This is a genomic window from Ramlibacter sp. JJN2-2R, assembly GCF_057747835.1.
In genome coordinates this window covers 1,207,690-1,231,839 of the sequence record NZ_CM173226.1, presented here as the reverse complement: position 1 = coordinate 1,231,839, position 24,150 = coordinate 1,207,690, and the positions used below count along the sequence as shown (strand labels likewise).

Annotated in this window: 27 protein-coding genes; 14 read left to right on the top strand and 13 right to left on the bottom strand. The window is 68.3% G+C overall.

The features are described from left to right. Positions 1-168: 168 nt before the first annotated feature. Together AC3ANR_RS06065 and AC3ANR_RS06060 are read left to right on the top strand one after the other, a co-directional pair. Entirely contained in the window at positions 169-744 is a 576-nt protein-coding gene (locus AC3ANR_RS06065; protein ID WP_488290979.1) for an NADPH-dependent FMN reductase, read from the top strand. Positions 745-809: 65 nt separating this feature from the next. Next, positions 810-1,193 carry a nuclear transport factor 2 family protein gene (locus AC3ANR_RS06060; protein ID WP_488290978.1) on the top strand — a complete coding sequence of 128 codons (384 nt, stop codon included), beginning with the start codon at positions 810-812 and terminating at the stop codon, positions 1,191-1,193. 253 nt (positions 1,194-1,446) lie between these two features. Here AC3ANR_RS06060 and AC3ANR_RS06055 read toward each other — a convergent pair whose 3' ends face one another. After that, positions 1,447-1,986, bottom strand: a complete 540-nt coding sequence (locus tag AC3ANR_RS06055) for a GNAT family N-acetyltransferase (protein ID WP_488290977.1) — start codon at positions 1,984-1,986, stop codon at positions 1,447-1,449. Between the two features lie 77 nt (positions 1,987-2,063). Between AC3ANR_RS06055 and AC3ANR_RS06050 the strand changes: the two genes are divergently transcribed. Further along, positions 2,064-2,645: a GAF domain-containing protein gene (locus tag AC3ANR_RS06050; protein WP_488290976.1), complete on the top strand. Its 582-nt coding sequence runs from the start codon at positions 2,064-2,066 to the stop codon at positions 2,643-2,645. Between the two features lie 88 nt (positions 2,646-2,733). Here the strand turns inward: AC3ANR_RS06050 and AC3ANR_RS06045 are convergent, their stop codons facing one another. The 3 genes from AC3ANR_RS06045 to AC3ANR_RS06035 form a co-directional block, all read right to left on the bottom strand. Further along, complete coding sequence (locus tag AC3ANR_RS06045; RefSeq protein ID WP_488290975.1) at positions 2,734-3,327, bottom strand: c-type cytochrome; 594 nt, start codon at positions 3,325-3,327, stop codon at positions 2,734-2,736. Then, on the bottom strand, positions 3,317-4,555 hold the full coding sequence (locus tag AC3ANR_RS06040; protein ID WP_488290974.1) for a PQQ-dependent sugar dehydrogenase: 1,239 nt from the start codon (positions 4,553-4,555) through the stop codon (positions 3,317-3,319). The genes AC3ANR_RS06045 and AC3ANR_RS06040 overlap by 11 nt, the downstream gene beginning before the upstream one ends. A gap of 92 nt (positions 4,556-4,647) precedes the next feature. Then, complete coding sequence (locus tag AC3ANR_RS06035; RefSeq protein ID WP_488291758.1) at positions 4,648-5,985, bottom strand: MFS transporter; 1,338 nt, start codon at positions 5,983-5,985, stop codon at positions 4,648-4,650. A gap of 313 nt (positions 5,986-6,298) precedes the next feature. Here AC3ANR_RS06035 and AC3ANR_RS06030 point away from each other — a divergent pair, with 313 nt between their 5' ends. Next, positions 6,299-6,778 (top strand): VOC family protein, encoded by a 480-nt coding sequence (locus tag AC3ANR_RS06030; RefSeq protein WP_488290973.1) that lies wholly within the window; start codon positions 6,299-6,301, stop codon positions 6,776-6,778. Between the two features lie 523 nt (positions 6,779-7,301). Continuing rightward, entirely contained in the window at positions 7,302-8,411 is a 1,110-nt protein-coding gene (locus tag AC3ANR_RS06025) for a hypothetical protein (protein WP_488290972.1), read from the top strand. Here the strand turns inward: AC3ANR_RS06025 and AC3ANR_RS06020 are convergent. The 3 genes from AC3ANR_RS06020 to AC3ANR_RS06010 all read right to left on the bottom strand — a co-directional run bounded on the left by AC3ANR_RS06020 (position 8,383) and on the right by AC3ANR_RS06010 (position 11,068). Further along, on the bottom strand, positions 8,383-9,336 hold the full coding sequence (locus AC3ANR_RS06020) for an NAD(P)-dependent oxidoreductase (protein ID WP_488290971.1): 954 nt from the start codon (positions 9,334-9,336) through the stop codon (positions 8,383-8,385). The two genes, AC3ANR_RS06025 and AC3ANR_RS06020, sit on opposite strands and share 29 nt — an antisense overlap. Next, on the bottom strand, positions 9,333-10,013 hold the full coding sequence (locus AC3ANR_RS06015) for an RraA family protein (protein WP_488290970.1): 681 nt from the start codon (positions 10,011-10,013) through the stop codon (positions 9,333-9,335). The genes AC3ANR_RS06020 and AC3ANR_RS06015 overlap by 4 nt, the downstream gene beginning before the upstream one ends. Before the next feature lie 86 nt (positions 10,014-10,099). Next, a complete protein-coding gene (locus tag AC3ANR_RS06010; RefSeq protein WP_488290969.1) occupies positions 10,100-11,068 on the bottom strand; it encodes a Bug family tripartite tricarboxylate transporter substrate binding protein in 969 nt (322 codons plus the stop codon). 98 nt (positions 11,069-11,166) lie between these two features. Between AC3ANR_RS06010 and AC3ANR_RS06005 the strand changes: the two genes are divergently transcribed. Then, entirely contained in the window at positions 11,167-11,928 is a 762-nt protein-coding gene (locus tag AC3ANR_RS06005) for an IclR family transcriptional regulator (RefSeq protein ID WP_488290968.1), read from the top strand. Positions 11,929-11,982: 54 nt separating this feature from the next. Here the strand turns inward: AC3ANR_RS06005 and AC3ANR_RS06000 are convergent, their stop codons facing one another. Continuing rightward, a complete protein-coding gene (locus AC3ANR_RS06000) occupies positions 11,983-12,483 on the bottom strand; it encodes a c-type cytochrome (RefSeq protein WP_488290967.1) in 501 nt (166 codons plus the stop codon). A 114-nt stretch (positions 12,484-12,597) separates the two neighbouring features. Between AC3ANR_RS06000 and AC3ANR_RS05995 the strand changes: the two genes are divergently transcribed. Next, positions 12,598-13,197 (top strand): YitT family protein, encoded by a 600-nt coding sequence (locus AC3ANR_RS05995; protein ID WP_488290966.1) that lies wholly within the window; start codon positions 12,598-12,600, stop codon positions 13,195-13,197. 42 nt (positions 13,198-13,239) lie between these two features. On the opposite strand, the gene AC3ANR_RS05990 is transcribed toward AC3ANR_RS05995, so the two are convergent. After that, positions 13,240-13,494 carry a hypothetical protein gene (locus tag AC3ANR_RS05990; RefSeq protein WP_488290965.1) on the bottom strand — a complete coding sequence of 85 codons (255 nt, stop codon included), beginning with the start codon at positions 13,492-13,494 and terminating at the stop codon, positions 13,240-13,242. 212 nt (positions 13,495-13,706) lie between these two features. Between AC3ANR_RS05990 and AC3ANR_RS05985 the strand changes: the two genes are divergently transcribed. The 5 genes from AC3ANR_RS05985 to AC3ANR_RS05965 all read left to right on the top strand — a co-directional run bounded on the left by AC3ANR_RS05985 (position 13,707) and on the right by AC3ANR_RS05965 (position 17,987). Then, positions 13,707-14,366, top strand: a complete 660-nt coding sequence (locus AC3ANR_RS05985; RefSeq protein ID WP_488290964.1) for a glutathione S-transferase family protein — start codon at positions 13,707-13,709, stop codon at positions 14,364-14,366. Positions 14,367-14,560: 194 nt separating this feature from the next. Then, positions 14,561-14,965 (top strand): hypothetical protein, encoded by a 405-nt coding sequence (locus AC3ANR_RS05980; RefSeq protein WP_488290963.1) that lies wholly within the window; start codon positions 14,561-14,563, stop codon positions 14,963-14,965. A gap of 315 nt (positions 14,966-15,280) precedes the next feature. Next, positions 15,281-15,709: a GNAT family N-acetyltransferase gene (locus AC3ANR_RS05975; protein ID WP_488290962.1), complete on the top strand. Its 429-nt coding sequence runs from the start codon at positions 15,281-15,283 to the stop codon at positions 15,707-15,709. A 137-nt stretch (positions 15,710-15,846) separates the two neighbouring features. Next, positions 15,847-17,007, top strand: coding sequence for a class C beta-lactamase (ampC, locus tag AC3ANR_RS05970; RefSeq protein WP_488290961.1), 1,161 nt, complete (start codon positions 15,847-15,849; stop codon positions 17,005-17,007). Between the two features lie 200 nt (positions 17,008-17,207). Then, on the top strand, positions 17,208-17,987 hold the full coding sequence (locus tag AC3ANR_RS05965) for a hypothetical protein (protein ID WP_488290960.1): 780 nt from the start codon (positions 17,208-17,210) through the stop codon (positions 17,985-17,987). Between the two features lie 84 nt (positions 17,988-18,071). On the opposite strand, the gene AC3ANR_RS05960 is transcribed toward AC3ANR_RS05965, so the two are convergent. Together AC3ANR_RS05960 and AC3ANR_RS05955 are read right to left on the bottom strand one after the other, a co-directional pair. Beyond that, complete coding sequence (locus AC3ANR_RS05960; protein WP_488290959.1) at positions 18,072-18,707, bottom strand: glutathione S-transferase family protein; 636 nt, start codon at positions 18,705-18,707, stop codon at positions 18,072-18,074. Positions 18,708-18,718: 11 nt separating this feature from the next. Further along, complete coding sequence (locus AC3ANR_RS05955) at positions 18,719-19,522, bottom strand: PhzF family phenazine biosynthesis protein (RefSeq protein WP_488290958.1); 804 nt, start codon at positions 19,520-19,522, stop codon at positions 18,719-18,721. On the opposite strand from AC3ANR_RS05955, the gene AC3ANR_RS05950 reads away from it, so the two are divergent. After that, positions 19,513-21,111 carry an aminotransferase-like domain-containing protein gene (locus AC3ANR_RS05950; RefSeq protein ID WP_488290957.1) on the top strand — a complete coding sequence of 533 codons (1,599 nt, stop codon included), beginning with the start codon at positions 19,513-19,515 and terminating at the stop codon, positions 21,109-21,111. The two genes, AC3ANR_RS05955 and AC3ANR_RS05950, sit on opposite strands and share 10 nt — an antisense overlap. A 261-nt stretch (positions 21,112-21,372) precedes the next feature. Here the strand turns inward: AC3ANR_RS05950 and AC3ANR_RS05945 are convergent, their stop codons facing one another. Together AC3ANR_RS05945 and AC3ANR_RS05940 are read right to left on the bottom strand one after the other, a co-directional pair. Continuing rightward, a complete protein-coding gene (locus AC3ANR_RS05945) occupies positions 21,373-22,173 on the bottom strand; it encodes an alpha/beta fold hydrolase (protein ID WP_488290956.1) in 801 nt (266 codons plus the stop codon). Positions 22,174-22,218: 45 nt separating this feature from the next. Next, on the bottom strand, positions 22,219-23,073 hold the full coding sequence (locus AC3ANR_RS05940) for a dienelactone hydrolase family protein (protein ID WP_488290955.1): 855 nt from the start codon (positions 23,071-23,073) through the stop codon (positions 22,219-22,221). A 70-nt stretch (positions 23,074-23,143) separates the two neighbouring features. Here AC3ANR_RS05940 and AC3ANR_RS05935 point away from each other — a divergent pair, with 70 nt between their 5' ends. After that, positions 23,144-24,121, top strand: a complete 978-nt coding sequence (locus tag AC3ANR_RS05935) for a GlxA family transcriptional regulator (protein WP_488290954.1) — start codon at positions 23,144-23,146, stop codon at positions 24,119-24,121. The last annotated feature ends 29 nt before the right edge of the window (positions 24,122-24,150 follow it).

Here is a 24,150-nt window from a genome sequence, read left to right as displayed (position 1 = left end):
CCACCGGTAACAAGTACAACCTTCCCCCCGTGGTCGAGTTCGTCCTTCGCCGGATCGGTCTCCAATGCTTGGCATGCTGCGCCCGCAAAGGGCGAAAGACAAGGTGCCCGAAACCGCGCCAGCGTCCGCGAAGGCCAGCCACTTCAACCCGACAGCGAAGGAATCACCATGGCCAGCTACAAGGTCGGCTACCTGGTCGGAAGCCTGTCTTCCACGTCGATCAACCGCATGCTGGCCAAGGCGCTGACCCGCCTGGCGCCGCCTGAGCTGCAACTGGTCGAGATCCCGATTCGTGACCTGCCGCTGTACAGCCAGGACTACGACGCCGACTACCCGCCCGTGGCGCGCGCGTTCAAGCAGGCGATCGCCGACTGCGATGCCATCCTGTTCGTCACGCCCGAGTACAACCGGTCGATCCCGGGGGGCTTGAAGAACGCGATCGACTGGGCCAGCCGGCCGTGGGGACAGAACGCCTTCGCACGCAAGCCCTCGGGCGTGATCGGCACGTCGCCGGGCTCGATCGGCACCGCCGTGGCGCAGAGCCAGCTGCGTGGCGTGCTGTGCTTCTGCAACTCCCCGCTCATGAACAACGTGGAGGCCTACATCCATTTCAAGCCCGGCCTGATCAGCGCCGAGGGCGAGGTCACGGACGAAGGCACGGCCGAGTTCCTGCGCAACTACATGGTCGAACTGCACGCCTTCATCGTGCGGGTGCTCACGGTGCTGCCCCGCAATGCGCCCTGACGTCCTCCGCTTGCCGCGGCCGCCGGCCGGGCCTCGTCGATGCCCGGTTGCGCCGGAGATGAGCCATGCCCGTCACCGTCGATGAACTGCAGGCATTCGCCGATGCCTGGAACAGGCACGACGCGGAAGCGCTCATGGGCTTCATGACGGACGACTGCGTGTTCGAAGCGTCCGCCGGCTCCGAGGCCTGCGGCACGTCCTATGTCGGCCGCGAAGCGGTGCGGGCCGCTTTCTCCGAGGTGTGGAAGACCTACCCCGACGCGCAATGGCGGTTCCCGCGCCACCTCGTCTGCGGCGACCGCGGGATCTCCGAATGGACATTCACCGGAACCCGGGCGGACGGCAGCCGGGTGGAGGTGAACGGCTGCGACGTGTTCACCTTCCGCGACGGGAAGATTGCCTTGAAGAACTCGTACCGGAAGAACCGCCCGCCCCTTCCGGCGCGGTAGCGCACAACCGCCTCCGGCGCGGGCTGCTCCTCGCCTGTGCGCTGCCATGGGTCATCGACCCGGCCGCTGCGCGTGGTCGTGCGACGCAGTGACCCGGCGCGCCACGGCAGCGATGGCGCCGTTCCGGTCGGCCTGGGGCGCGTCGGTGTTCGTGACGTAGACGGCGACCAGGATGGGCGGGCGGCCCAAATGAACAGGCTCCATGTTCGGGCGCGAGTGAGTGAAGCAAGCCTGGGAAGCCTGCAGCGAACCCTCAGCGCCCGTCGAGGCACAGCCCGAAGACCAGCTGGTCCTCGAAGCGGCCCTCCCGCAATACGTGCTTGCGCAGGCGGCCTTCGGGCTGCATCCCCAGCTTGTCCATCACCTTGGCCGACGCCGTGTTCCAGGCCATGCACCGGCCCACGATCCTGGAGAACCCGTGACTGCGCTGCGCGTGGTCGATCAAAACATGGGCCGCTTCGGTGCAATAGCCTCGGGACCAGTGCTCCACGCCGATCCAGAAGCCCAGTTCGGCGCGGCGGTCGCGCGCAGAGATGTTCAGCAAGCTGATGGCGCCGACCAGGCCCGCGCTGGATCGCAGCGTGACGGCGTACACGATTTCCTTCATCGCCTCGTGGGCGCCGCGGTGGCCGGCGATCCACGCTCGGGCCGCTTCGCGCGGATAGGGGTGCGGCACCGCGTCGGTTCCCCTGGCAATGCGGGCGTCGCCCGCAAGTCGCTGGACTTGCGCCTCGTCGTCCTCGGTGAAAGGCCGCAGGACCAAGCGCTCGGTGGTCAGCGTCGGCTGGTTCATCGGATGAGTGTAGGGCCGGCTCCGGCCTCGCGGCAGGACGACTCATGCGCGCGGGCACGTGTCAGAATTTGGGCCCGATGACCAACGCTCCCACGTCACCTCCCACACCCGGCTTCGGCCGCAGCGGCAGTGGCACCGACAGCATCCTCGGGCACCTGTCCGAAGTGCGGCGCGCCGAGCCCCGGCCCGGGATGCTGGTGGCCACCAGCGACGCCTCCGACCTGGAGCTCGAGAGCGTCATCCCGGCGTTGCTCGCGGTCGTGAAGAAGGCGCTGGGCATGGACGTGGTGTTCGTGTCCGAGTTCGTCGACGGCCAGCGCGTGTTCCGGCACGTGAACGTGCCCGAGGACAACCCGGTCATCGCCGTCGGGGGTGCCGATCCCGTGCAGGCGTCCTGGTGCCAGCGCGTGGTCGACGGCCGCCTGCCCTCGTTCATCGCCGATGCCGGCGTGCTGCAGGCGCCGGACCGGGTGGAAACCGCTTTCCCGATCGGCACGCACCTGAGCGTTCCGATCAGGCTGCCCGACGGCCGGGCCTTCGGGACGGTGTGCTGCTTCAGCTTCGCGGCCAAGCCCGACGCCACCGAGGACGACCTCGACATGCTGCGCGCGATCGCGGCCTTCCTGGCGGCCAGCGCCAGGCGGCGCGCGCGCGGCTGAGAGCGGCGCGCTGCGCGCGTTGTCCGCTTCGGCCAGCATCGGCCGTTTCAGTTTTTTTTTGAAAGGCGCGAGGCGAAGCCCCGCCCGCTCACGGCCTGAAATGCGCGAGGAAGTGCGCCAGGTCCGCCAGGTCGTTGTCCTTCAGGCCGTAGAGGACCGAGGCCATGATGCTGTCACGGCCCAGCCCCGGGTTGTCGCGCAGCTGCTTCATCGACTTGAGCAGGAACGGCTCGTGCTGGCCGCCCACCCGGGGCACCTGTTGCTGGCCGGCGTAGCTGGCCAGGTGGCAGCTCGCGCAGTGCAGGCGATCGGCCAGGGCGCGGCCCCGCTCGGCCGCGGCCGCGTCGGTGGCGGCGCGCGCCTCGGCCGGCTTCTGCGCGCTGAAATACTGCCCCAGCGCCACGAAGTCGCTGTCCTTCAGGCCGTCCAGCGCGCCCTTCATGGCGGGCACCTCGCGCAGGCCTTCGCGGATCAGCACGAGCTGGTTCTCGATGAACAGGCGCGGCTGCCCCGCCAGCGACGGGATCTCCGGGTTCTGGGATCGGCCCTCGGCCCCGTGGCAGGCCGCGCACAGGGCCAGCTGGGCGGGCGGCGGCGCCGGCTGTGCCTGCAGCGCGCCGGCGGCCATGGCGAGCAGGGCGGCGAGCAGCGCCCGCCCCACCCCGCGCCGCCTACCGGGCATAGCTGATGCGGTAGATGGCGCCCAGCTGCTCGTCGGACAGCAGCAGCGAGCCATCGGGCAACTGCAGCATGTACACCGGGCGGCCCGACATCATGTTCTTGGAGGAATCGAGGAAGCCGGTGACGAACGGCACCACCTCCGCCTTGCTGCCGGCCGCATCGGTCTTGACCATCACCACGTCGTAGCCGAACTTCTGCGTGCGGTTCCAGGATCCCTTGCGCGCCACCAGGAGCGCGTTGCGGTACTCGGGCGGGAACATGCTGCCGGTGTAGAAGTGCACGCCCATGGCCGCCGCGTGCGGGCCCAGCGTGGTGACCGGCAGGGTCACGCCGTCGCAGGCCCGGTCGCGCTTGACGTCGGGATCGGGGATGCCCTTGGCGTGGCAGAACGGATAGCCGTAGAACTGGCCGGGCTTGGCCATCCGGTTGAGCTCGTCCTCGGGGCCGTCGTCGCTCATCCAGTCGCGGCCATGGTCGGTGAACCACAGCTCCTTGGTGACCGGGTGCCAGTCGAAGCCCTGCGTGTTGCGCACCCCGCGCGCAACGACCTCCATGTTGGAGCCGTCCAGGTCGTAGCGGCGGATCTGCGCGTACTGCGCCTCGGGCAGGCAGATGTTGCAGGGCGCGCCGAAGGGCACGTACAGCTTGCCGTCCGGGCCCACGCGCACGTACTTCCAGTTGTGGTGCTGCTTGGGCGGCAGCTCGAACTTGGCCGTCATGTCCACCGGCTGCGCGTTCGGGTTGGCATCGATGCCGTCGTAGCGCAGGACCTTGTCGACCGCGAACACGTACAGCGTTCCCTTGTGCCACACGGCGGCCGGCTGGTTGAGCTTGTCCACCACCACGCGGCTGGTGCGCTGGCCGCCCGCATCGGTGATCTCGTAGACGCGGCCGATGCCGCGCGTGCCCGCATAGATCTTGCCGTTGTCGGCCCGGGACATGGCGCGGATGCCGGGCATGCCGTGCGCCCACAGCTCGATCTTGAACCCGGGCGGCACCTTCAGCTGACTGAGCGGGATCTCGCCGGGCGGCGTGGCGGTGAGCTTGCCGGGGACCGGCGCCAAGGTGGAGTTGGCGTACTGCCCCGCGCGACCCTGCTGCCAGTCGGGCGTGCCCTGCGCCACCGGCTGCGCGGCGGCGGACAGCACGGGCTGGGAAGCGGGCGGGTTCTGGGCACAGCCGGCGGCAAGCAGTGCGGCGCCGGCCAGCAGGCCGATGCGTCTGAGCATGGTGTCTCCTTGGGGTGTCTTGTTTGGTATTAGCATGCTTCCATCCCCGGCGCGCCTGCAGGGAGCGGGATTTCCCCGAGGCCAGTGCGATCTCACGCCTGCCGCACGCGCAGCCCGCTGAACACCGCCGCCGCGGCCGCGAAAGAGGCGGCCAGCCCCAGCGCGAACAAGGCGCCGCGACCGTGCTGCGCGCCGGCGGCGGCGAACACCGCGGCGATGCTCACCGCCCCCAGCGACTGGCCGGTCAGGCGCGCGGTGCCGAGCATGCCGCTGGCGGCGCCCGACCGGTTGGCGGGCGCGCTGGTGAGGATGGTGTGGTTGTTGGGCGACTGGAACAAACCGAAGCCCAGGCCGCAAAGGGCCAGGCGCCACGCCAGCGACGGCGGTTGCGCGTGCAGCGCCGCCTCGGCCAGCGACGCGAGTCCGAGCGCCAGCACGCCGAGCCCGATCGCGCCGAGCAGGCCACCGGGATAGCGGCCGATCAGGCGGCCCGCCACGGTCGCGGCCACGATCACCGCGGCGGGCCAGCACGCCATCAGCAGCCCGCCGTGTCCGGCCGTCATGTGCCAGGCATCGAGCAGCAGGAACGGCAGCGCGATGTAGGCCAGTGTCTGCGCGCAGAACGCGCACACCGACGTCGCCATCGAAAGGCGGAAGATCCGGATCCGCAGCAGGTCGATGGGCAGCAGCGGATGGGTCTGCAGAAGTTGCCGGCGCACGTGCAGCGCCCCGACCACGATCGAGGCACCCACCAGCCCCGCCCCGGTGAGCAGCGCGCCGGCATCCCCGCCGCCGGCGCGCACGCCCAACGCATCGGCGCCCAGGAACAGCAGCGAGAACATGGCCGCATTGAGCAGCACATCGAGCGGCGAGAGCCGACCGGCCGTGCGCGCGTGCTCGTTGCGTGGCAACACGCGCATCCCGAGCACCAGCAGCACCAGCCCGAGCGGCACGTTGACCGCGAACAGCCAGGGCCAGCTGGCGACGGAGAGCACGGCCGCCGCCACCGCGGGGCCCGCGACCGAAGCGGTCGCCACGACGACGGAGTTCAGCGCGATCCCGCGTCCGAGCTGCTCGCTCGGGTAGGTCAGCCGCACCAGCGCCGCATTGACCGCCATCATCCCGGCCGCTCCCGCGCCTTGCACCGCCCGCGCCACGGCCAGCACCGGCAGCGAGTCCGCCAGGCTGCACGAGGCGGAGGCGATCGTGAACACGGCCACGCCGGCCAGGTACACGCGGCGGTAGCCGATCCGGTCACCGAGCGTGGCCAGCGGCAGGATGAGTGCGAGGGTCGCGAGCTGGTAGGCGTTCACCACCCAGACGGCCTGCGACGCCGTGGACTGCAGGTCGCGCACGATGCCGGGCAACGCGAGGTTCACGACCGTGCCATCGAGCACCGAGACCGCGATGCCCAGGATGATGACGGCCATCGCCTGGTACCGCTGGGGCACCGGCAGGCCGGGATAACGGAGGTCGGTGGAAGAGTTCAGGGCGCAACCGGGGAGACAGCGCCGGCGATTTGACCACGCCTGCCGAACCGGCGAGGCTTGCCGAAAGCGAGACCCCTGACGGCCAGCCGGCACGGCGCCGCGGCGCCGCCGTCAGGGGAATGCCTGCTTTCGCTCGCCTGCGATCCGTCGCAGACTGATGCCGCGGGTGCGCTGGCCCGAGTGCCCACGGCGCCCGATGTCGGGCCGGCCCCATCGCCCCGATGGCCCTTCCCAGTCCTGATTGGAGAACCACATGGTGAGCAAGAACACGATCTGTCTCTGGTACGACGGCACCGCCCTGGATGCCGCACAGTTCTATGCGGCGACGTTTCCGGACAGCGCGGTGGGCACCATCTATCGCGCGCCGGGCGACTATCCCGCCGGCAAGCAGGGCGACGTCCTGACGGTCGAGTTCACCGTCATCGGCATCCCTTGCCTGGGCCTGAACGGCGGGCCCGAGTTCAAGCACAGCGAGGCGTTCTCGTTCCAGGTCGCGACCGACGACCAGGCCGAGACCGATCGCCTGTGGAACGCGATCGTCGGCAACGGCGGCCAGGAAAGCGCCTGCGGCTGGTGCAAGGACAAGTGGGGCCTGTCCTGGCAGATCACGCCCCGCGCCCTCACCGACGCGATCGCCGATCCCGATCCCGCGGCGGCCAAGCGGGCCTTCGAAGCGATGATGCAGATGGGCAAGATCGACATCGCGGCGATCGAGGCGGCACGGCGGGGGTGAGGCGGCGCGGCCGGATCCACGCCTGAAGGGTCTTCGGTCGTTTGTCGTCCCCATGCGACGACCGCACCCGCAAACGTGTCGTTGCGCAACGAAGAACCGACGGGCCGCGGCCCCCTGCTTCATTGGAGAACCGCCCCCGCGCGGCGCTCGCACGCATCCATCTCCGTCACACCACGGTCGGGCTCCTGCACCGTACTGTTCCCCCAGATCAGTTGCAGGGAGATCGGCCATGAAGAAGGCGTGGCATGCCGCGGCGTGTGCATGGGCTTTGCTCCTCACCGCTTGTGGCGGTGGAGGTGGCGCAAGCGGGGATCCGGTCGCGGCGGCGCCATTGCCGCCGGGCGGCACGGCGCCCGCGGCACTGGGTCCCGGCCCCGCTCCGGCTCCCGCGCCGGCCCCGGTTCCTGCGCCGGCGCCGGTCCCCGCATCGACAGAGGCCCCGGCCCCGGCACCGGCACCGGTCTCTGCCCCGATCCCCGCCCCAGCCCCGGCCGCTTCCCCTGCAGTCATCACCGCATCGCAATTGGTGGCGACAGGCGGCGGCCAGAGCATCGCGAAACTCGCCGACGACGGGCATGTGGTGGCATGGCGAGGCGGCTCGGGCGTGTGCTGGCGCCGTTACACGGCGCAGTCCGCCGCGGTCGACGGCGCCCAGTGCTTTCCCGCCAGTCCGAACAGCGCCCAGCCCGTGACGGCCACCGCGCTGGGACGCGGCTTCGTGCTCGCATGGGCGCGCGACGACGTGCCGTCCGGCGCAAGCGGACATTTCGTGGAGATGCAGGCGTTCACCGAAGCCGGCGCCCGACTCGGCGGTGTCCAGGCGACGCCGTCGTCGTACGGCGCCCAGTTCGGCATGTCGGCGGCGACCCTGGTCTCCGGGGAGGCCGTCATGACGTTCCTCGATGCCGACGGTGTCCGCCTGTTGCGCGTCGGAACCGATGGCACGGTCACCGAGCCCGCGGGCCGCATCGACAAGACAGGCAACACCGAGTTCCCCTCCATGCCGCGTGTTGCCGCATTGGCCGGGGGAGGCTTCGTGGTCACCTGGGACGAGCTGGACGCCGCCGTCACCGGCCGGGTGGTGCACATGCGGCTGTTCGACGCGGGATTCAACGCGCGGTCGGCCGAGGTCAAGGCGACCACCGAGCCGTCCGCCGGCGCCCTCGCCGCTGCCCTGCCCGATGGCGGCTTCGTGATGGCGTGGGACGGCAGCGGCGCCGGTGTCCAGCGGTTCACGGCCGAAGGCATGCCCCTGGGCCCGCGGACGATGCTCGACCCGGCCTGGCTCCAGACCCCCCCGGCGGTCTGCTACAAGCCGATGGCGACGGATTGCCCTCCCACCCAGGCCAGCGTTTCGCTGGTGACCACGTCGGACGGTGGCTGGGTGGCCTTGTGGCGCAACCTGGACGGGCACGGCGCCTCGCAAGGCACGCTGGCGAGGCGCTTCGCCGCGGATGGCGCCGGGCTGTCCGCCCCCACGCAGCTGGACGCTGCCCCGCCGGGCGCGCGCTTCTACCCGCCGTCGGTTGCGGCGCCTGCCACGGACGGCGGCTTCGTCCTCACCTGGCCGACATCGGAGGATGGACGCCTGTGGCTGCAGCGGTTCACGCGGCAGCCGATGACGTCGCCGTGAGGCTTTCCGCTTCGAGCACGGCGAGCACGTTGCGTGCGGCGCCCACGCCCATGTTGACGTAGGCGTCGCCGGTGACGCCGCCGATGTGCGGACTCAGGACGATGTTCGGCTCGCCGTGGAAGGGATGCGGCGCAGTCATGGGCTCGACGGCAAAGCTGTCCAGGCCGGCGGACGCGACCTGGCCGGAACGCAGGGCTCCCAGCAGCGCGGCTTCATCGACGAGGCCGCCGCGCGCGGTGTTCACCAGCAGCACGCCGCGCTTGCAGGCTGCCAGCGTCCGGGCGTTCACCATGTCGCGGTTCTCCGGCGTCAGCGGGCAGTGCAGCGAGATGGCGTCCGACTCGCGCCAGATCGTCGCCAGGTCCACGGAGCGGATGAATGCGGGCAGGTGCTGCGCGAACGGATCGAAGCCGATCACCTGCATGCCCATGGCATCGCACATGCGCGCGAAGCGCTGGCCGATCGCGCCCAGGCCCACGAGGCCGATCGTGCGGCCGTGCAGCTCGATGCTCTTGTGCGTGGCCTTGTCCCAGTGGCCGGCGTGCATGCGCGCGTCCAGCCGCACCACCGACTTGGCGCAGGCGAGCAGGAGCGCCAGCGCCTGCTCGGCCACCGCCGCGGCATTGGCTCCCACCGCGGCCCGCACCTCGATGCCGCGCGCCCTGGCCGCGTCCTTGTCGATCGTGTCCGTGCCGCTGCCGTGCTTGGAGATGACGCGCAGCGACGGCGCGGCGTCCATCACCGCGGCGCCGACCTTGCCGTAGCGCACGATGATCGCGACGGGGTCGTGCCGCTGGCCCAGCGCGACCAGGTCCGCCTCCTGCGGCGTCTTGCCCGCGTAGACGATCTCGAATTCCTTCAGCAGCTCCAAGGCCTGGGGCGCCAGGTCGGCCCCCGTGACGACGATGGCGCGGCGGTCGCTCACAGGCTGTCCCCTTGCTTCAGGACGCCGGCGGTGCGCAGGGCGGCGTCCAGCCAGGAAGCCGCGGTGCTGCCCTTCTTGATGGCGGCGATGCGGGCCGACTCGTCTTCCACCTTCTTGCGCGCCAGCGGCAACAGGCCTTCCACGCGCTCGCGCTCGATCACGACCACGCCGTCGGCATCCGCGACTACGAGGTCGCCGGAGCGCACCGTCACGCCGCCGATGGAGACCGGATGCCCGATGCGGCCAGGCACGTTCTTGGTCGGCCCATTCGGGTTGGTGCCGAAGGAGAACACGGGGTAGTCCATCTCGTCGATCTCGAGGCTGTCGCGCACCGCCCCATCGATCACCACGCCGGCCAGGCCCAGCTGCTTGCAGGCGGTCAGCATGATGGTGCCCATCAGCGCCGCCGTCCGGTCGCCCTTGCCGTCGACGACCAGCACGTCGCCGGGCCGGGCCAGCGCGATGGCGGCGTGGATCATGAGGTTGTCGCCGGGGCGCACGTCGACCGTCAGCGCGGGGCCGGCCAGCTTCATGCGCGGGCGCAGCGCGGCGATGCGCCCGTGCAGCGCGCCGCGCCGGCCGTTCACGTCGGCCAGGATGGCTGCCTGGAAATCGGAGGCCTGGCGCACCAGGTCGGGGGAGACGCGATCGAAGTCGCGCAGGATGTCGGGGGTCATGGGGTCTTCCGTCGGGAAAGGGAACACCCGGCCGGTGCCGCGGCAGGCCGGCTCGGGAGGCTCGCTGGGGTGAAGCCTGGCGGGGGTCAGTCGATCCTGGCGCCCGAGTCCTTGACGATCTTTCCCCAGCGGGCGATGTCGTCTCGGATCAGCTTGGTGAACTGCTCGGGCGTGCTGCCGGCGATGTCCGCGCCCTGCGCGCCCAGCTTCTTTTCCAGCTCGGGGTTCTTCAGGGCCTTGTTGATGTCGGCATTGAGCCTGGCGACCACGTCCTTCGGCAGGTTGGCCGGGCCCAGGATGCCGAACCAGGTGACGGCCTCGAAGCCCTTGTAGCCGGACTCGTCGATGGTGGGCACCTGCGGCAGGTCGTCGACGCGCTTGAGCGACGTCACCGCCAGCGCCCGCATCTTGCCGCCGTTGATGAAGCCGATCAGCGTGGGGATCGAGGACACGTACAGCTGCACCTGCCCGCTGATCACGTCGGTCGCGCCTTGCGTGGCGCCCTTGTACGGAATGTGCGTGAGCTTGATGCCGGCGGCCTTCTGGAACGATTCCGCGGCCAGGTGCGCCACCGTGCCGTTGCCGGACGAGGCGAAGTTGATGGAGCCGGGGTGGGCCTTGGCCTCCTTCACCACGTCCGCCAGGGTGCGGAACGGCGAGTTGGCGCTGGCGACGATCACCAGCGGCGAACTGGCCACCAGGCTGACCGGCGTGAGGTCCTTGAGCGGGTCGTAGGGCAGCTTCGGGTAGAGCGTGGGATTGATCGCCAGGTTGCTGGTCTGGCCCATCACCAGCGTGTAGCCGTCGGGGGCCGACTTGGCCGCGGCGTCGACGCCGATGTTGCCGCCGGTGCCCGGCTTGTTGTCGATGACGAACGTGTAGCCGGGCCCCGTCATCTTGTTGGCGACCTCGCGCGTGATGATGTCCGTGCCGCCGCCGGCCGGGAAGGGAACGATCAGGCGGATGGGCTTGGCGGGCCAGCCCTGCGCGAAGGCCGTGGCGGTGACGAGGGAGGCGGCCGCGATGGCAAGGGCCGCACGACGGGAAATCTGCATGTGGTTTGTCTCCGATGGCGCCCCGGGCGCCGTGGGGCACTGTAGGCGTGCGTTGCGCTACGTACAATAGCGTTTCAACACGTGCACCATGGTTCGACATGCGCAACACGAGAGCCACCGACGACGCTGAGGCAGGCGCCGAAGGCGGCGTCGTCGCCGTGACCCGCGCGCTGTCGCTGATGGAAGCCTTCGAGGTCGGGGAGTCGTCGCTGTCCCTGGCGGAGCTGAGCCGGCGCACCGGCATGCACAAGACCACGGCGCTGCGGCTGGCCCGCACGCTGGCCCTGTCGCAGTACATGGTGCAGACCGAGGCCGGGCAGTGGCGCCTCGGGCCCGCCGCCGGGTGGCTGGGCGCGCGCTACCAGGCCGGCTTCGACGTGAACAACGTCGTGGAGCCCGCCCTACACCAACTCGTCAAGGAGACGGGCGAGAGCGCCTCGTTCTACGTGCGCGAGGGGGACATCCGCTCCTGCGTGGCACGCGTGGAAGGCCCCCAGTCGGTGCGCCACAACGTCCGCATCGGCGAGCGGCTGCCCCTGGACAAGGGCGCGCCTGGACGCGTGATCCTGGCATTCGGCGGCGCCACCGGCGAGCCCTACGAATCCATCCGCGAACGCGGCTTCCACATCTCGCTCGGCGAGCGGGAAGCCGAGGTCGCCAGCGTCGCCGCCCCGGTCTTCGGCCTCAACTGGCGGCTGCTCGGATCCATGTGCATCTCGGGTCCCAGCTCGCGCCTGACCAAGGCCAAACTCGAGAAACACGCCAAGGCGGTGATCCGCGCGGCCAACCAGCTGTCCTATGCGCTGGCCGGAAGCCGCTCGCCGGCGACACCCGCGGCGGTGTCGCGATGGCATCCGTGAGGAAGGGTTCCAGCGCGCGGTGGCGGGACCTTCCCGCTGGCGCCGTCAGGCCGGTCAGGCGCGGTTGTGGCGCCGCGCGGCCTGGTCGACCTCCTGCTGCTGCTTGCGAATCTGCGCGGGCCACTGCGACTTGATCCACGACAGCACCGCCCCGATCTCCGCGTCGGTGAGCGTGCCCTCGTAGGCCGGCATGGCGGACTGGTAGTCCTTCAGGTTCGCCGCCTTGGCGACGCCGTGCTTCGTGATGGCGAAGAGCACCTGGTCCGGATGGTGCCAGGTGTGGCCGGACGCATCGTGCGGTGGCGCCGGCAGCCGGCCCTGGGGATCGCGCTGGCGCCAATCCGGCTGCCCCTGCAGTCGGTCGCCATGGCAGGCCGCGCAATGGGCCTGGTAGATCGCCCTGCCCTGCGCCAGCACTTGCGGGTCGTCCGTCCGCAGGTCGATGCCGCCGCCGCGGCTTGTTCCGTCGCAGGCCAGCTGCATGAGCGCGGCTCCCAACAGGATGACGAGCGTGCGACCCGAGGCGAGCCGCCCACGGGATGAAGAATGATCCATGGCCTGCATCGTGCAAGCAGCATAGAGCCATCGAACCATCGGCGCCGCCGGGTTTCCGGCACGCCCTTGACGCGAATCAGCAAGGCACGGGGCCAGCTTCCCTATGCTGGTCGTGTGGCGGTCCGTTCCTTCCTCGATGACCTGCAGGCGCTCCTCACGGGCAGCCTGCTGGCCGCGCTCGGCGTCGTGATCCTGAAGGCCGGGGGCCTGCTCGCCGGCGGCACCGTGGGCTTGTCCCTGGTGGCGGCCTACAGCACGGGGCTGGACATTTCCGTCGCCCTGCTCCTCGTCAATGCGCCGTTCTACGCCTTCGCCAGCTTGCGCATGGGACGCGAGCTGACCATCAAGACGCTGCTGAGCGTGGCGCTCACCGCCGGTTTCGCCCAGGTCCTGCCGCGCGGCCTGGACATCGTCCATGTCTCGCCATGGTGGGCCGCGGTGCTGGGGGGCCTGCTGGCCGGCGTGGGACTGCTCGTTCTGTTCCGCCACACGGCCAGCCTGGGTGGGCTGAACATCGTGGCCCTCTTCGCCCACGAGCGCTGGGGCTTCAGCCCGGGCAAGGTGCAGTTCCTCCTCGATGCCCTGATCCTCCTGGGAGGCTGCGCATCCCTCGGGAGCTTCGAGCGCCTGCCGGCGTCGGTGCTCGCGGTGCTGGTTCTCAGCGCGGTCCTGGTGCTGAACCACCGGCCGGATCGCTACGCACCGGCGCGGTGAGCCCCGGGTGGCGGCCCGAGCTGGCTGTGCGGCGAGCGCACTTCAATCCGGGACAAACCGCTGCTCGAATCTCGCGGCGTCTGCCTCGAGTTCGAAAGTCACGAGCTGCCCATTCTTGCCATCGGCGAGGCGGTGCGCGGCGAACAGGCTCCACTTGCCCTTCGGGTCATAGCTCGGCGGATCGACGAGCGCATAGGGGTGCGGCACGAACACCTCGTGCTCGAAGACGGTGCGATCGCGGTTGCGCGGCGACGGGAAGAGCTTGTAGACGGGGGTGGTGATGGCTGCTTCGGGCATGGCTGCACTGTACGCGCCGGGTGGTCGAATGACCCGCTCCACGCCATGCAGGCGGCCGTGTCGTCGCTGAACTGCGCGTTCTTCTCGAAGCCCAGGGCCTTGTCGAAGGCGGTCGAGCCCGGCAGGTCGGTGACGGGCCAGGACTGATGCAAGTGCGACGGTTACAGTGAAACCACTTGCATAGTGCAAGCCGACACGAGAAAGGTCGACCGATGACGCTCGCTCTTTATGGCCACCCGTTTTCCTCGTACACGCAGAAGGCGCTCATCGCTCTGTACGAGAACGGGACCGCATTCGAATTCCGCTGCATCGATGCGGAGCATCCGCAACATGCGCAGGACTGGCTCCAGCGTTGGCCGTTGGCGAAGTTTCCGATGCTGGTGGATGGAGACCGATCCCTGGTGGAAACAAGCATCATCATCGAATACCTGCAGCTCGCCCACCCCGGCCCCGTCCGGTTGCTTCCCGAGGACCCGATGGCGGCCCTGGACGTGCGGTTCCTGGACCGCTTTTTCGACCTGTACGTCATGGCTCCGGTGCAACAGGCGGTGAGCGGTGCACTCACCGGCGACCCGGCGAAACGCAAGGATGCGCACGAACTCTCGACAAAGCAGCTCGAGCGCGCCTATGCCTGGCTGGAAGGACAACTCTCCCACGACCAGTGGGTCGCGGGCACGCAGTTCTCGCTTGCCGATTGCGCGGCGGCGCCGTCCCTGTTCTATGCGGACTGGACACACCGCATTTCCGACCAGTACCCGCGCGTGCGCGCCTACCGTGCGCGCCTGCTGGATCGCGCTTCGTTCGCGCGGGCGGTCGACGAGGCGCGACCGTATCGGCACTTGTTTCCCCTCGGGGCACCTGATCGCGATTGAGCTGGGCCCGTCCCACGCGGTGCAGCCGCATGCGCGTTCGAAGCCGTGAGAGGAGCGTTCTGGGGATGGAAAGCCTCGGCAACGGAGAGGTTCACGCGAACTTTGCACAGCGGACACGGACCGTGCGCGCCGCATTCAGGAATGGTTCAAGTGCGCCCCCGCACCATGGAGCCTCCTCACACAAGGAGTCTTCCATGCAAAGCATCCTCTCCGCCAAGCCCCTTCTCGCCGTGGCCCTTGCGCTCGGCAGCGTCGCCGCTGCCACGGGCGCGCGGGCCCAGGGCGTGTCGGATGCGTTCCTGTCCGTCACCGTGGGCGCGCCCGTGCGCCACGTGCAGCCGGCGCCCGTGCACTTCGAACCCGCGCCGGTCTACGTGCGGCCGGCGCCGGTGCCCGTGCAACCGCGCTACGTGCAAGCGCCTGGGCGGCGCTACCACGAGCGCGGACCGTGGGGCGACGCGGACCGCGACGGCATCCCCAACCGCTATGACCGCCACGACGATCGTCGCTTCGCGATGAACCGCCCGTGGGGCGACGCCGACCGCGACGGCGTCCCGAACCGCCACGACCGCGCGCCGTACGACCCGCGCTTCCGTTGAACGGTGACGGGCCCGGCGGGGCCCGTCACCTTCGGCTCGCCCATGTTCACGAAGGCGGTGCGTGCCGCCTGGCGAGGGGCGGCGCGGATGTCCGCTTCTGGCCGAAAGCGGCCGCCGGGTGAAGGCTGATGGAGACTGTATGGTGCTGTCGTAGCCCCCAAGGAGGTTCCGCATTCGACGTTGAAGTGCTAGTCCTCCGGAAGTGTGTCGGTCAGACGAGCGATACAGAGCGCAGAACATCAGGGCTCGATGTGCCGCAGTAAGCGCGATCAATGCACATACATTTCTAGCTGCTCCTTCACCCCGGCTCCGTAAATGCATTCTGAAATCTTCCTCGCGCACACCGATTCCGACATCGAATCTTGCTTCAAGGCGTTCGCCGTCCTTCGTCCTCATTTGAACCGAGAGCAATTTGTCGCGCAGGTCCGGCGTCAGCGAGCGCAATCTTTCCAGGTTTTGGCTCTCCGGCACGAAGGCGCTGTCCAGAGCGCCGCAGGGTTCAGGGTTCTTGAATTCCTCGCATGGGGAAAGGTGCTGTACATCGATGACCTTACGACGCTTGAAGAGGCGCGCGGCCGAGGTTTTGCGGGAAGGCTACTCGACTGGCTAGTCATCCACGCCAGGGAGCTTGAGTGCAATGCCGTGCACCTCGACACAGGCTACGCAAGGCATGCCGCCCATCGCCTCTATCTCGGCAAAGGTTTCGAACTGAATTGCCATCACCTCGCCCTCTCGCTTGCATAGCCGACCTGGTGTGAGGTGGGGCAAGACCAACTAGAGGCGTAGCCCGGTCGCAGTCAGGGAATCGGGAAGGCAACTCCCGGCCAGCAGCAGCCTTCCAGCACCTCCGTAGAATCCCGCCTCCAAGTCTGTCAGGATCTATGCACCATCTCCCCCGGCGAAGGCGCCTCATTCTTGGAGCTCTTGCTTCAACCTTTTCACCCGCGTTTGCGCAGGGCGACGTCCGAGATCTCTCAGCCGCAGTGAACAGCGCCATACGTCCGTTGATGGCGGAATTCGACGTGCCCGGCATCGCAGTCGGCCTGACACTCCACGCAAGGCGGCACACCTTCCACTTCGGCGTGGCCTCAAGAGAGAGTCGGGCTCCCGTCAATGCGCAGACTCTGTTCGAGATCGGCTCGCTCACCAAAACTTTCACCGCCACGCTGGCCACGCTCGCGCACGTGCAGGGCAAGCTGTCGCTGCACGACTCACCGGGTCGCTCGTTGCCGGCCCTGCGCGGATCCGCCCTCGATGCGGCGTCCTTGCTTCACTTCGGCACCTACACCGCAGGCGGTCTGCCGCTGCAGTTCCACGACGGCATTGATGACGAGACGCAAGCCATCGAGTTCTACCGGACTTGGAAACCGACGGCACGGCCCGGTGAACAGCGGCTTTACTCGAACCCGAGCATCGGCTTGCTCGGGCACATCACGGCGCTCGCCATGCAGCGCGACCCCGTCGAGATGGCCGAGAGTGAGTTGTTTGCCAAACTCGGAATGCGCGAAACATTCTTTCGCGTTCCGGCGTCGCACGGGGGCGCCTATGCATGGGGCTACAACAAGGCCAACATGCCGACCCACGTAAACCCGGGTGTCTTCGACGGACCGGCCTACGGCGCCAAGAGCACCGTCGCGGACATGCTGACGTTCCTCGAGGCGAACATTGATCCCTCGCCGCTCGAGCCGGCCATGCGCCGCGCCGTCGAGGCAACGCACGCTGGCCACTTTCGTGTCGGCCCGATGGTGCAGGGGCTGGGCTGGGAGCAGTACCCGCTCCCCGTGTCCCTTGACCACCTGCAAGCGGGCAACGCCGGGACAATGATGTTCCAACCGCAAGCCGCGCTTGCGCTGCCCCCGACGGATGCGCGGCAAGGCCCGACGCTGTTCAACAAGACGGGGTCGACGAATGGGTTCAGCGCTTACGCCGCGTTCGTGCCAAGCCGGGGGGTCGGCATTGTTGTATTGGCCAATAGAAATGTGCCGATTCCCGCACGTATCGGCGCAGCGTATGCCGTGCTGCGCGAGGTGGTGTACATGTAGCGAAGTGGTCGGCTGGTAGATGGCGGTTCGGGATCGAAAGCAGCCGGGGGTGACGGGCCAGTGACACTCCGGCGGTCTGACGTCCGCTTCTGGCCGGAAGCAGACGTGCCTATCCGCACTCAGCGGGACTAAAGTGTGCGTGCAGAACAAGGAGGTTCGCCATGCCAGAAGCATCGGCTGGGGTCGTTGTAGAAAGCCGCATGGAACAGCGCCCCATTCCGAAAGGTTGGGGCGGCGACGAACTCACGAAGTTCTTGGCACTGCTAGAGGAGCAGGCTCTCGCATCCTTTGCCGGCCTGCCCGAGTGGTTCAACATCCTGATTCGGATAGACCAATCGGTGACGGAGAAAGCGCCCACCTTTTTCCACGAGATCGACCCGCCAAGGCGCACCTCAACGAGGCTCTTCATGCGCTGCTTCGCGACCTATCGTGCGGCAGTTCGACTGTCTGTCAGCGGCCAGTTGTTTGAGGCCACCGTCCTCATGAGGTCTTTGTTGGAGAGCGCGGTGTATGCCTGGGTGTGCTGCGTGTCCGAACAGCACAGGAAGGCATGGGAGGAGAGAGGGGATGGTGACGCAGAGCGAAAGGTCGCGAGGAAGCTCTTTGGTTGGACAGATATTCTGAAGATGATCGAAGGCGCGAACAAGGACTTGGCATCCAGGATCTCCGACGAGTATGACAATCTAATTAATCACGGGGCGCATCCAAATGCGGACGGTCTCGCTCTGAGCTCAGACATTAGGCAATTGGATCAGGACAAGTTCGAGATCGTCACTGTCTTTGCGCACGGCCGTGAGGCTGTACTGGTTGGCATGCTCGACCTGCTCCGGTGCATGCACTACGTCTGTCAGCTGCTTTTCATGGTCATCAAAGAGCGTCTTCAGATCCTCGGGCTGGACGCCGAGTTTCAGAAGACAGCGGCATCGATTCACGAGTTGATAAACAAGCTTGAGGCCGAACAGAAACAGGAACACGGTTGACCGCCTCGCTGTTCATCCTCGGCTGCTTTCGGCCAGAAGCAGTCACCGGGGGTTGTTTGGCGCTTGCAAAGCAGGGAACGAATCTCAGGGTTCCCCGTTGGCTCCGTGCTTGCGGAATCCAGGCCTCTCGAGAAGAGTCTCGCAATAGGCGCGGACTGCGGGCAGGTCGGGCCGTGTAGCGCACTTCTCGATGGGTGCCATCAGCCAGCGCTGAGCCGACGGCCCGATCACGATGTCGGCCAGGGTGAAGTCGAGGCCAGCCACATACGCCCCGGTGCGCTCGAGCTGTCCCTCCAGGATCTGCATGTGGCGATTCCAATTGGCGACGCCGGTCGCGCAGGCGTGCGGATCCTGGTGCTCGGCGCTCTTGCGCACTAGGCTCATGAAGGCATAGCGCCACGAGTTGTTGAACTCCGTGGCCTGCCAGTCCATCCACTGCTCGACGAGCGCACGTTGACGCGGCGCGGCCGGCAGCAGGTCCAGTCGCCTTTCGCGCGACGCCAGATAGCGGCAGATGGTGTTGGACTCCCAGAGCACGAAATCTTCGTCAATGAGGACGGGCACCATTGCGTTGGGGTTGAGCGCAAGGAACGCCGGCTCCTGGGTCGGTCGGTAGCCCACGCCCCACTCCTCGTGGTCGTAGGCCAGGCCAAGTTCGCAACAAAGCCACTGCACCTTGCGCACATTGATGGATTGCGACTTGCCAAGAAGTTTCACCATGCTAGCTCTCCTCAGCAGAGTTCGCCCTGGAAGAAAAACACGCACGAGCCCTCGAGCTCGACGCGATCGTCAGCGAGCAGGCGAACGAGCATTCCTCCGCCGCGCGCTGAGGCCTGCCAGGCGCGCAGCTCGCTTCGCCCGAGCCTTTGCGACCAGAAGTGCGCGAGAGAACAATGCGCGCCGCCGGTGACGGGGTCTTCGGGGATGCCCTTGGCCGGCGCGAAGTAGCGGCTGACGATGTCGTAGGGCGTGGCGCCTGTCGCCGTCACGATTACGCCAGCGACGCCTTCGAGCGCGGCAATGGCCTGCATGTCCGGTGCAAGTTGGCGCACCTGCGATTCGCTTGCTAGGCGCGCCACGAAGTTGAAGCCGTCATGGGCGACTTCGACCGGCTCGTCGCCGAGCGCCTCGGCGAGGTTGCGGTGGAGAGCGACCGGCGTGCATCGGCGTACGGGGAAGTCCATCACGTATCGGCCGGTCCCAACGGCCGACGCGGCACGACGCACGACCAGAGGTCCGCTGGCAGTCTGGAAGACAACCCGTTCGCGCCCGGGCTCCAGCCGCTCCATCACGACCGCCGCGCTTGCCAGCGTGGCATGACCGCACAGGGGCACTTCCACGCGCGGCGTGAACCAGCGCAGCCGGTAATCGGCGCCATCCCGGACGATGAAGGCGGTTTCGGAAAGGTTGTTCTCGGCCGCGAACGCCTGCAGCACCGTGTCCTCGGGATATGCGTCCAGCGGAATGACGGCCGCGGGGTTTCCCTCGAAACGGCGGTTGGCGAAGGCGTCGATCTGAAAGATGGGTGAAGGCATTGCAGGGCCAACGGGTGGATTGGTCGTCCATTTGGCCGTCGCTTGCGGTTATCTTCCATAGCCATTTCATGATTGGACTGCTTCAGGACGCCACCATGCCCAAAACCGTCGATGCGCTGCCACGCTTCAGCCCCGACCTCGCATCGCCCGAGCCGTTGTACCGGCAGCTGGGTGCCAACCTACGCGCCGCCATTCGCGCGGGCCGGCTGCGGGTCGGAGACCGATTGCCCTCCGAACGGGACTACGCCGCGCGACTGGGGCTGAGCCGCACGACCGTCACGGCGGCTTACCAGGAGCTCAAGGACCAAGGGCTGGTCCGCGGCTATGTGGGGCGCGGCGTCATCGTCATGACCAGCGACACCGATCAGGCCCCGGCCGGTGCCGTTCCATGGGCGCAGCTCGGCGCACGCCTGACACGGCATGCACCGCCGCCCGGACCTCGCCGTGCGCCCGGCGACATTCCGCTTGCCGACGGCTGGCTCCATCCAGCGCTCGTGCCGGGCGCGGCGCTGGCGGCGAGCGCCGCGCGCGCCGCAGCCGCCAGCGGACTTCTGGGCAGCGCGGCGCCGCCGCAAGGCCTGCCGGCTCTGCGCGAGGCCCTTGCCGTCGGCTTGCAGGAGCATGGTGCCCGGGTGTTGGCCGACGACCTGTTGGTCACCGGGGGCGCACAGCAAGGCCTCAACGTCATCGCGCGTGCCCTCCTCGGCCCTGGCGACGTGGCGCTGGTGGAGAGCCCCAGCTGGCACGGCGCGTTCCGCGCGTTCCGCGCTGCGGGTGCTGAGGTCGTCGGTTTGCCCATGGACCACGAAGGCATCGATCCGGAAGCGCTGGAGGATGCGCTCGTACGAGTGCGCCCCAAGCTCGTCTACCTCATCCCCACGCTGCAGTGCCCGACTGGCCGCGTGATGGGTGTCGAGCGCCGGCGACGCGTCCTGCAGCTTTGCGAGCGCTTTCGCACCCCCATCGTCGAGAGCCACGTCTACGGCGACCTTGTCTTCGGCCCCGCGCCGCCGTCTCTCAAGAAGCTCGATACCGCGGGCCTGGTCATCCAGCAGGGCAGCGCGTCCAAGAGCATCAGCCCCGCCTTGCGCCTGGGCTGGCTCGCCGCGCCGCGTGAAGCGCTATCGCTGCTCGTCGCGGCGAAGGCCAGCCTGGACCTGAGCACGCCCGCCATCACGCAGGCCACCTTGGCCAACTTCCTCGCCAGTGGCGCCCATTCGCGCCATTTGGGCGTGTTGAGGAGGGAGCTCGAGAAGCGGCGGGATCAGCTATCCCGCGCGCTCCAGCGTCACTGCGCCGGACTTCGGTTCACGCTGCCAGTGGGCGGCCCCTATCTGTGGGCAGCGCTGCCGAAGGGGCTGACGGGCAGAGAGGTCGAAGCTGCAGCCGCCGCCGAAGGCGTATCGGTGCGCGGTGGCGAGGCCTTCCTGCCCGAGCACGGAGGATCCAGTCACGTTCGCTTGTGCTATGCCTCCGCCGACGCCGAACAACTTGTGGAAGGTGCAGAGCGGCTCGGCCGAAGTTTGTCCAAACTGAAGTCACAGCCGCCCGTACCCGGCGACGACAGCAGCGCGCTGGCTTGGGTCTGAGTGCCCCCCCGCGTCGCTGTATCAGTGAGAAGATTGCCATTCGCGTCCGGCCGGGGGGCGGCTCGCATCACGCGACCTCGAGATCAGAGGGGGCGAACCCCATCGTTCGACGATCAGGTGGCGGGACGTCCGCTTCTGGCCGGAAGCGGACATAGCGACTGTCGGACTCCGGATTCAGGCGGCCAACCAGTCATCGAAGCCCCCTCAGCCCGACGGCACGATGTGGGGCTGCCGCTCGCGAACTCCGACGACGGCCGGCGTTCATCCGTGCAGGAACCGCAGCAGCCGATTTGCCACCTCCTCCGGCGCTTCAGCCTGGAGCCAGTGCCCAACCCCGGTGAAGCGCTCGACATTCGCCGTGCCGAAACGCTCGGCATAACGTGCCGGGATGTAGGGATCGTGCTCGCCCCACAGGACCCGGGTCGGCACGCGGGCCGTCAGCTGGAGGAGCCGCTCGTCCCAGACCGCGAAATTCCGGGGGTCGGTGGCCCGATACCAGCGAAGCACCATGCGCTTCGTTGCCGCGGTCACCAGATCGTAGGTGCGGTGGATCCGTGCGTCGCTCAGCCGACGTGAGCCGCGCCGCAGTTCGCGCACGAACCCCCGGCGGGTGGTCAAAGCCTGCACAAGCTCGCCGACCACGGGCATGCGCCAGAGGCGGCCCATCCGGTGCCAGCGGTAGTCCGGGAAGAAGACCGTGTTCATGATGACCAGGCTGCGCACCTTGTGCGGGTGGCAGACGGCCCAGGCCAGACCATAAGGGCCTCCGATGTCGTGGACGACCAGGTTCAGCGGTCCCTCCACATCCAGCGCCGTGACGAGACGATCGACAAATGCGGCCATGCCCTTGAGCGAGCAATCGAAGTCGTCCGGCGCGTCCGACCGGCCGAACCCCGGAAGGTCCGGTGCGATGCAGCGACCATGCGGCACGAGTGCAGGGAGGATGTCCTCCCAGATGTCGGAGGAGTCCGGGTTGCCGTGCAGGAACAGCGTGGCCGTCCCCACCCCGTCGTCGACCACGTGGACGTTGCAGCCGCCGACCAGGATTCGTTTTGTTCGCATGTGATGTCCTCTTGTTTAGGTTCTGGATCGCTGGAACCGTCGCAGTCACGACGATGGCTGAGCCGCGCCTGTGTGCCCGTGCGGCGTCGCATGCAGCCGGCTGGCGAAGAACGCCAGGATTTCGTCGCGTGCCGCCCGCGTCGGCTGGCCTTCCTCGTCGATCAGGTGGGCCGTCACGACACTGTGAGGCGTGGCAACGACGTGCTTGTAGAAGGCCGCCGGTTCCGGCTCCGCCGCGCTGTCGGGGAGCACTCGCGGAATGAACGCGCCACCCAGCGCCTCCTGGAAGGCGGCGAAGCGCTGCGCCTGGCACCACTTGTCACCTTCGAAGCGATATGCCAGCACCGTCAGGTTGTCGCGCTCGAGTCGGCGGCGCACGGCGGAGAGCTCCTGCGCCGCCAGGCCCGTTGCGCCCGGGTTGTCGATGGGCAGCGAAGGATGGCAGACGACGGGAGCAAGCATCGAAGGCTCCAGCATCATGCTGAGCGCGAAATTGCCGGTGAAGCACATTCCGATCGCACCGACGCCCGCTCCCCCGCATTCGGCGTGGGCGAACCGGGCCAATGCGCGCAGCCATTGCGTGATCGGGCTGGCCTCGTTCGCCGCAAACGCCCTGAACTCGGCGCTGACGCATGCCCGGCGGAATACGCCGACGCTTTCCTCGGCGCCAGGCATGGCGCCGTCCACCCCGAACAGCGACGGCATGTACACCGTGAAGCCTGCGTCGCGCGCCCATCTCGCAAATCGCGCAAGGTAGGGTGTGATCCCCGGCATTTCGGCCATGACGATCACAGCCGGCCCGTGGCCAGCGATGTAGACCTTTCTCGAGGCGCCGAGCAAAGTGATGTCGCGGGCCTGGAAGTCCTCCAGGTGGTCGTGTGAAGGCAATGGAGTCCGCATTCGCGTATTGGACCCGGCGTTTCGATAATGTCGAGGTGTCGCTTCCGACTTCTTTCCGGCTTTTTCCGCCATGTACGATTTCACCGTCCTTGTGCTGCCCGACGCATTCGCAAGCAGCGTCGCCGCGACGCTCGACCTGCTCGCAGCGGCATCCGTTGTGGCCCCGCGGCTGAAACTGCCGTCGCCGCGCTGGCGGGTCGTCTCCTGCCGCGCGGGCACCGTTCGACTGGGAAACGGAATGGCGGTGAAAGCGGCAGCCTTGCCGCGCGACACGGCTGACCGCTCCACCTGGATCATCCCGGGCCTGGGAACGGAAAGCGTGGCCAGCCTCGAGATGCGGCTCGCGCAGGATGATGCGCGCCGTGCGGCCGCTGCGCTGGGTTCACACGTCGCGGCAGGCGGCCATGCGGCGGCTTCCTGCGCGTCCGTCTTCCTGCTGCACAGCGCCGACGTCCTGGCGGGCCGCCGTGCGACGACCTCCTGGTGGCTCGCGCCGCGGCTGCAGCAACTGGAGCCCAGGTGCACGGTGGCAGCCGACCAGATGGTGTGCGTCGATGGCCCGATCAGCACGGCTGGCGCGGCGTTCGCCCACGTCGACCTGATGCTGCATCTGCTGCAGTCGCGTTTCGGTGCTGCGATGGCGGACATGCTGCGCCGGACGCTGCTGATCGATGCGCGGCAAGCCCAGGCGCCGTATGTGATTCCGGCAATGCAAGCCAGGGGCGACGCGCTGCTCGCGCAGCTGACGGCCCGGATCGAGTCGGCGTTGCCGAATCCGCCCAGCGTCGCCGCGCTAGCGAGTGAGTTCGCGATGTCCGAGCGCACGCTGGCTCGCCGCGTGCGGGCTGCCGGCGGGCCCACCCCACTGGCCCTGCTGCAAGCGGTGAGGCTGAACCGGGCCCGGTCGCTCATCGAGACAAGCCAGATGTCCGTTGAACAGGTTGCAACAGCGGTCGGTTACGAGGATGCGACTGCGCTGCGACGGTTGATGCGGCGGTCGACGGGTGCCACGCCCAGGCAATTCAGGCCTCGGCGATCCCTGGCTTGAGCACGGGTCATGCGCCCTCGGACCGGCGC

Coding starts and splice junctions, on each gene's coding strand:
- AC3ANR_RS06060 (WP_488290978.1), top strand. CDS start 810: ATGCCCGTCACCGTCGATGAACTGCAGGCATTCGCCGATGCCTGGAAC.
- AC3ANR_RS05980 (WP_488290963.1), top strand. CDS start 14,561: ATGCAAAGCATCCTCTCCGCCAAGCCCCTTCTCGCCGTGGCCCTTGCG.
- AC3ANR_RS05965 (WP_488290960.1), top strand. CDS start 17,208: ATGGAACAGCGCCCCATTCCGAAAGGTTGGGGCGGCGACGAACTCACG.
- AC3ANR_RS05940 (WP_488290955.1), bottom strand. CDS start 23,073: ATGCGGACTCCATTGCCTTCACACGACCACCTGGAGGACTTCCAGGCC.
- AC3ANR_RS06045 (WP_488290975.1), bottom strand. CDS start 3,327: ATGCCCGGTAGGCGGCGCGGGGTGGGGCGGGCGCTGCTCGCCGCCCTG.
- AC3ANR_RS06055 (WP_488290977.1), bottom strand. CDS start 1,986: ATGAACCAGCCGACGCTGACCACCGAGCGCTTGGTCCTGCGGCCTTTC.
- AC3ANR_RS05960 (WP_488290959.1), bottom strand. CDS start 18,707: ATGGTGAAACTTCTTGGCAAGTCGCAATCCATCAATGTGCGCAAGGTG.
- AC3ANR_RS06050 (WP_488290976.1), top strand. CDS start 2,064: ATGACCAACGCTCCCACGTCACCTCCCACACCCGGCTTCGGCCGCAGC.
- AC3ANR_RS06005 (WP_488290968.1), top strand. CDS start 11,167: ATGCGCAACACGAGAGCCACCGACGACGCTGAGGCAGGCGCCGAAGGC.
- AC3ANR_RS05985 (WP_488290964.1), top strand. CDS start 13,707: ATGACGCTCGCTCTTTATGGCCACCCGTTTTCCTCGTACACGCAGAAG.
- AC3ANR_RS06030 (WP_488290973.1), top strand. CDS start 6,299: ATGGTGAGCAAGAACACGATCTGTCTCTGGTACGACGGCACCGCCCTG.
- AC3ANR_RS06065 (WP_488290979.1), top strand. CDS start 169: ATGGCCAGCTACAAGGTCGGCTACCTGGTCGGAAGCCTGTCTTCCACG.
- AC3ANR_RS05955 (WP_488290958.1), bottom strand. CDS start 19,522: ATGCCTTCACCCATCTTTCAGATCGACGCCTTCGCCAACCGCCGTTTC.
- AC3ANR_RS06000 (WP_488290967.1), bottom strand. CDS start 12,483: ATGGATCATTCTTCATCCCGTGGGCGGCTCGCCTCGGGTCGCACGCTC.
- AC3ANR_RS05945 (WP_488290956.1), bottom strand. CDS start 22,173: ATGCGAACAAAACGAATCCTGGTCGGCGGCTGCAACGTCCACGTGGTC.
- AC3ANR_RS06040 (WP_488290974.1), bottom strand. CDS start 4,555: ATGCTCAGACGCATCGGCCTGCTGGCCGGCGCCGCACTGCTTGCCGCC.
- AC3ANR_RS05975 (WP_488290962.1), top strand. CDS start 15,281: ATGCATTCTGAAATCTTCCTCGCGCACACCGATTCCGACATCGAATCT.
- AC3ANR_RS05935 (WP_488290954.1), top strand. CDS start 23,144: ATGTACGATTTCACCGTCCTTGTGCTGCCCGACGCATTCGCAAGCAGC.
- AC3ANR_RS06010 (WP_488290969.1), bottom strand. CDS start 11,068: ATGCAGATTTCCCGTCGTGCGGCCCTTGCCATCGCGGCCGCCTCCCTC.
- AC3ANR_RS05990 (WP_488290965.1), bottom strand. CDS start 13,494: ATGCCCGAAGCAGCCATCACCACCCCCGTCTACAAGCTCTTCCCGTCG.
- ampC (WP_488290961.1), top strand. CDS start 15,847: ATGCACCATCTCCCCCGGCGAAGGCGCCTCATTCTTGGAGCTCTTGCT.
- AC3ANR_RS06015 (WP_488290970.1), bottom strand. CDS start 10,013: ATGACCCCCGACATCCTGCGCGACTTCGATCGCGTCTCCCCCGACCTG.
- AC3ANR_RS06035 (WP_488291758.1), bottom strand. CDS start 5,985: ATGGCCGTCATCATCCTGGGCATCGCGGTCTCGGTGCTCGATGGCACG.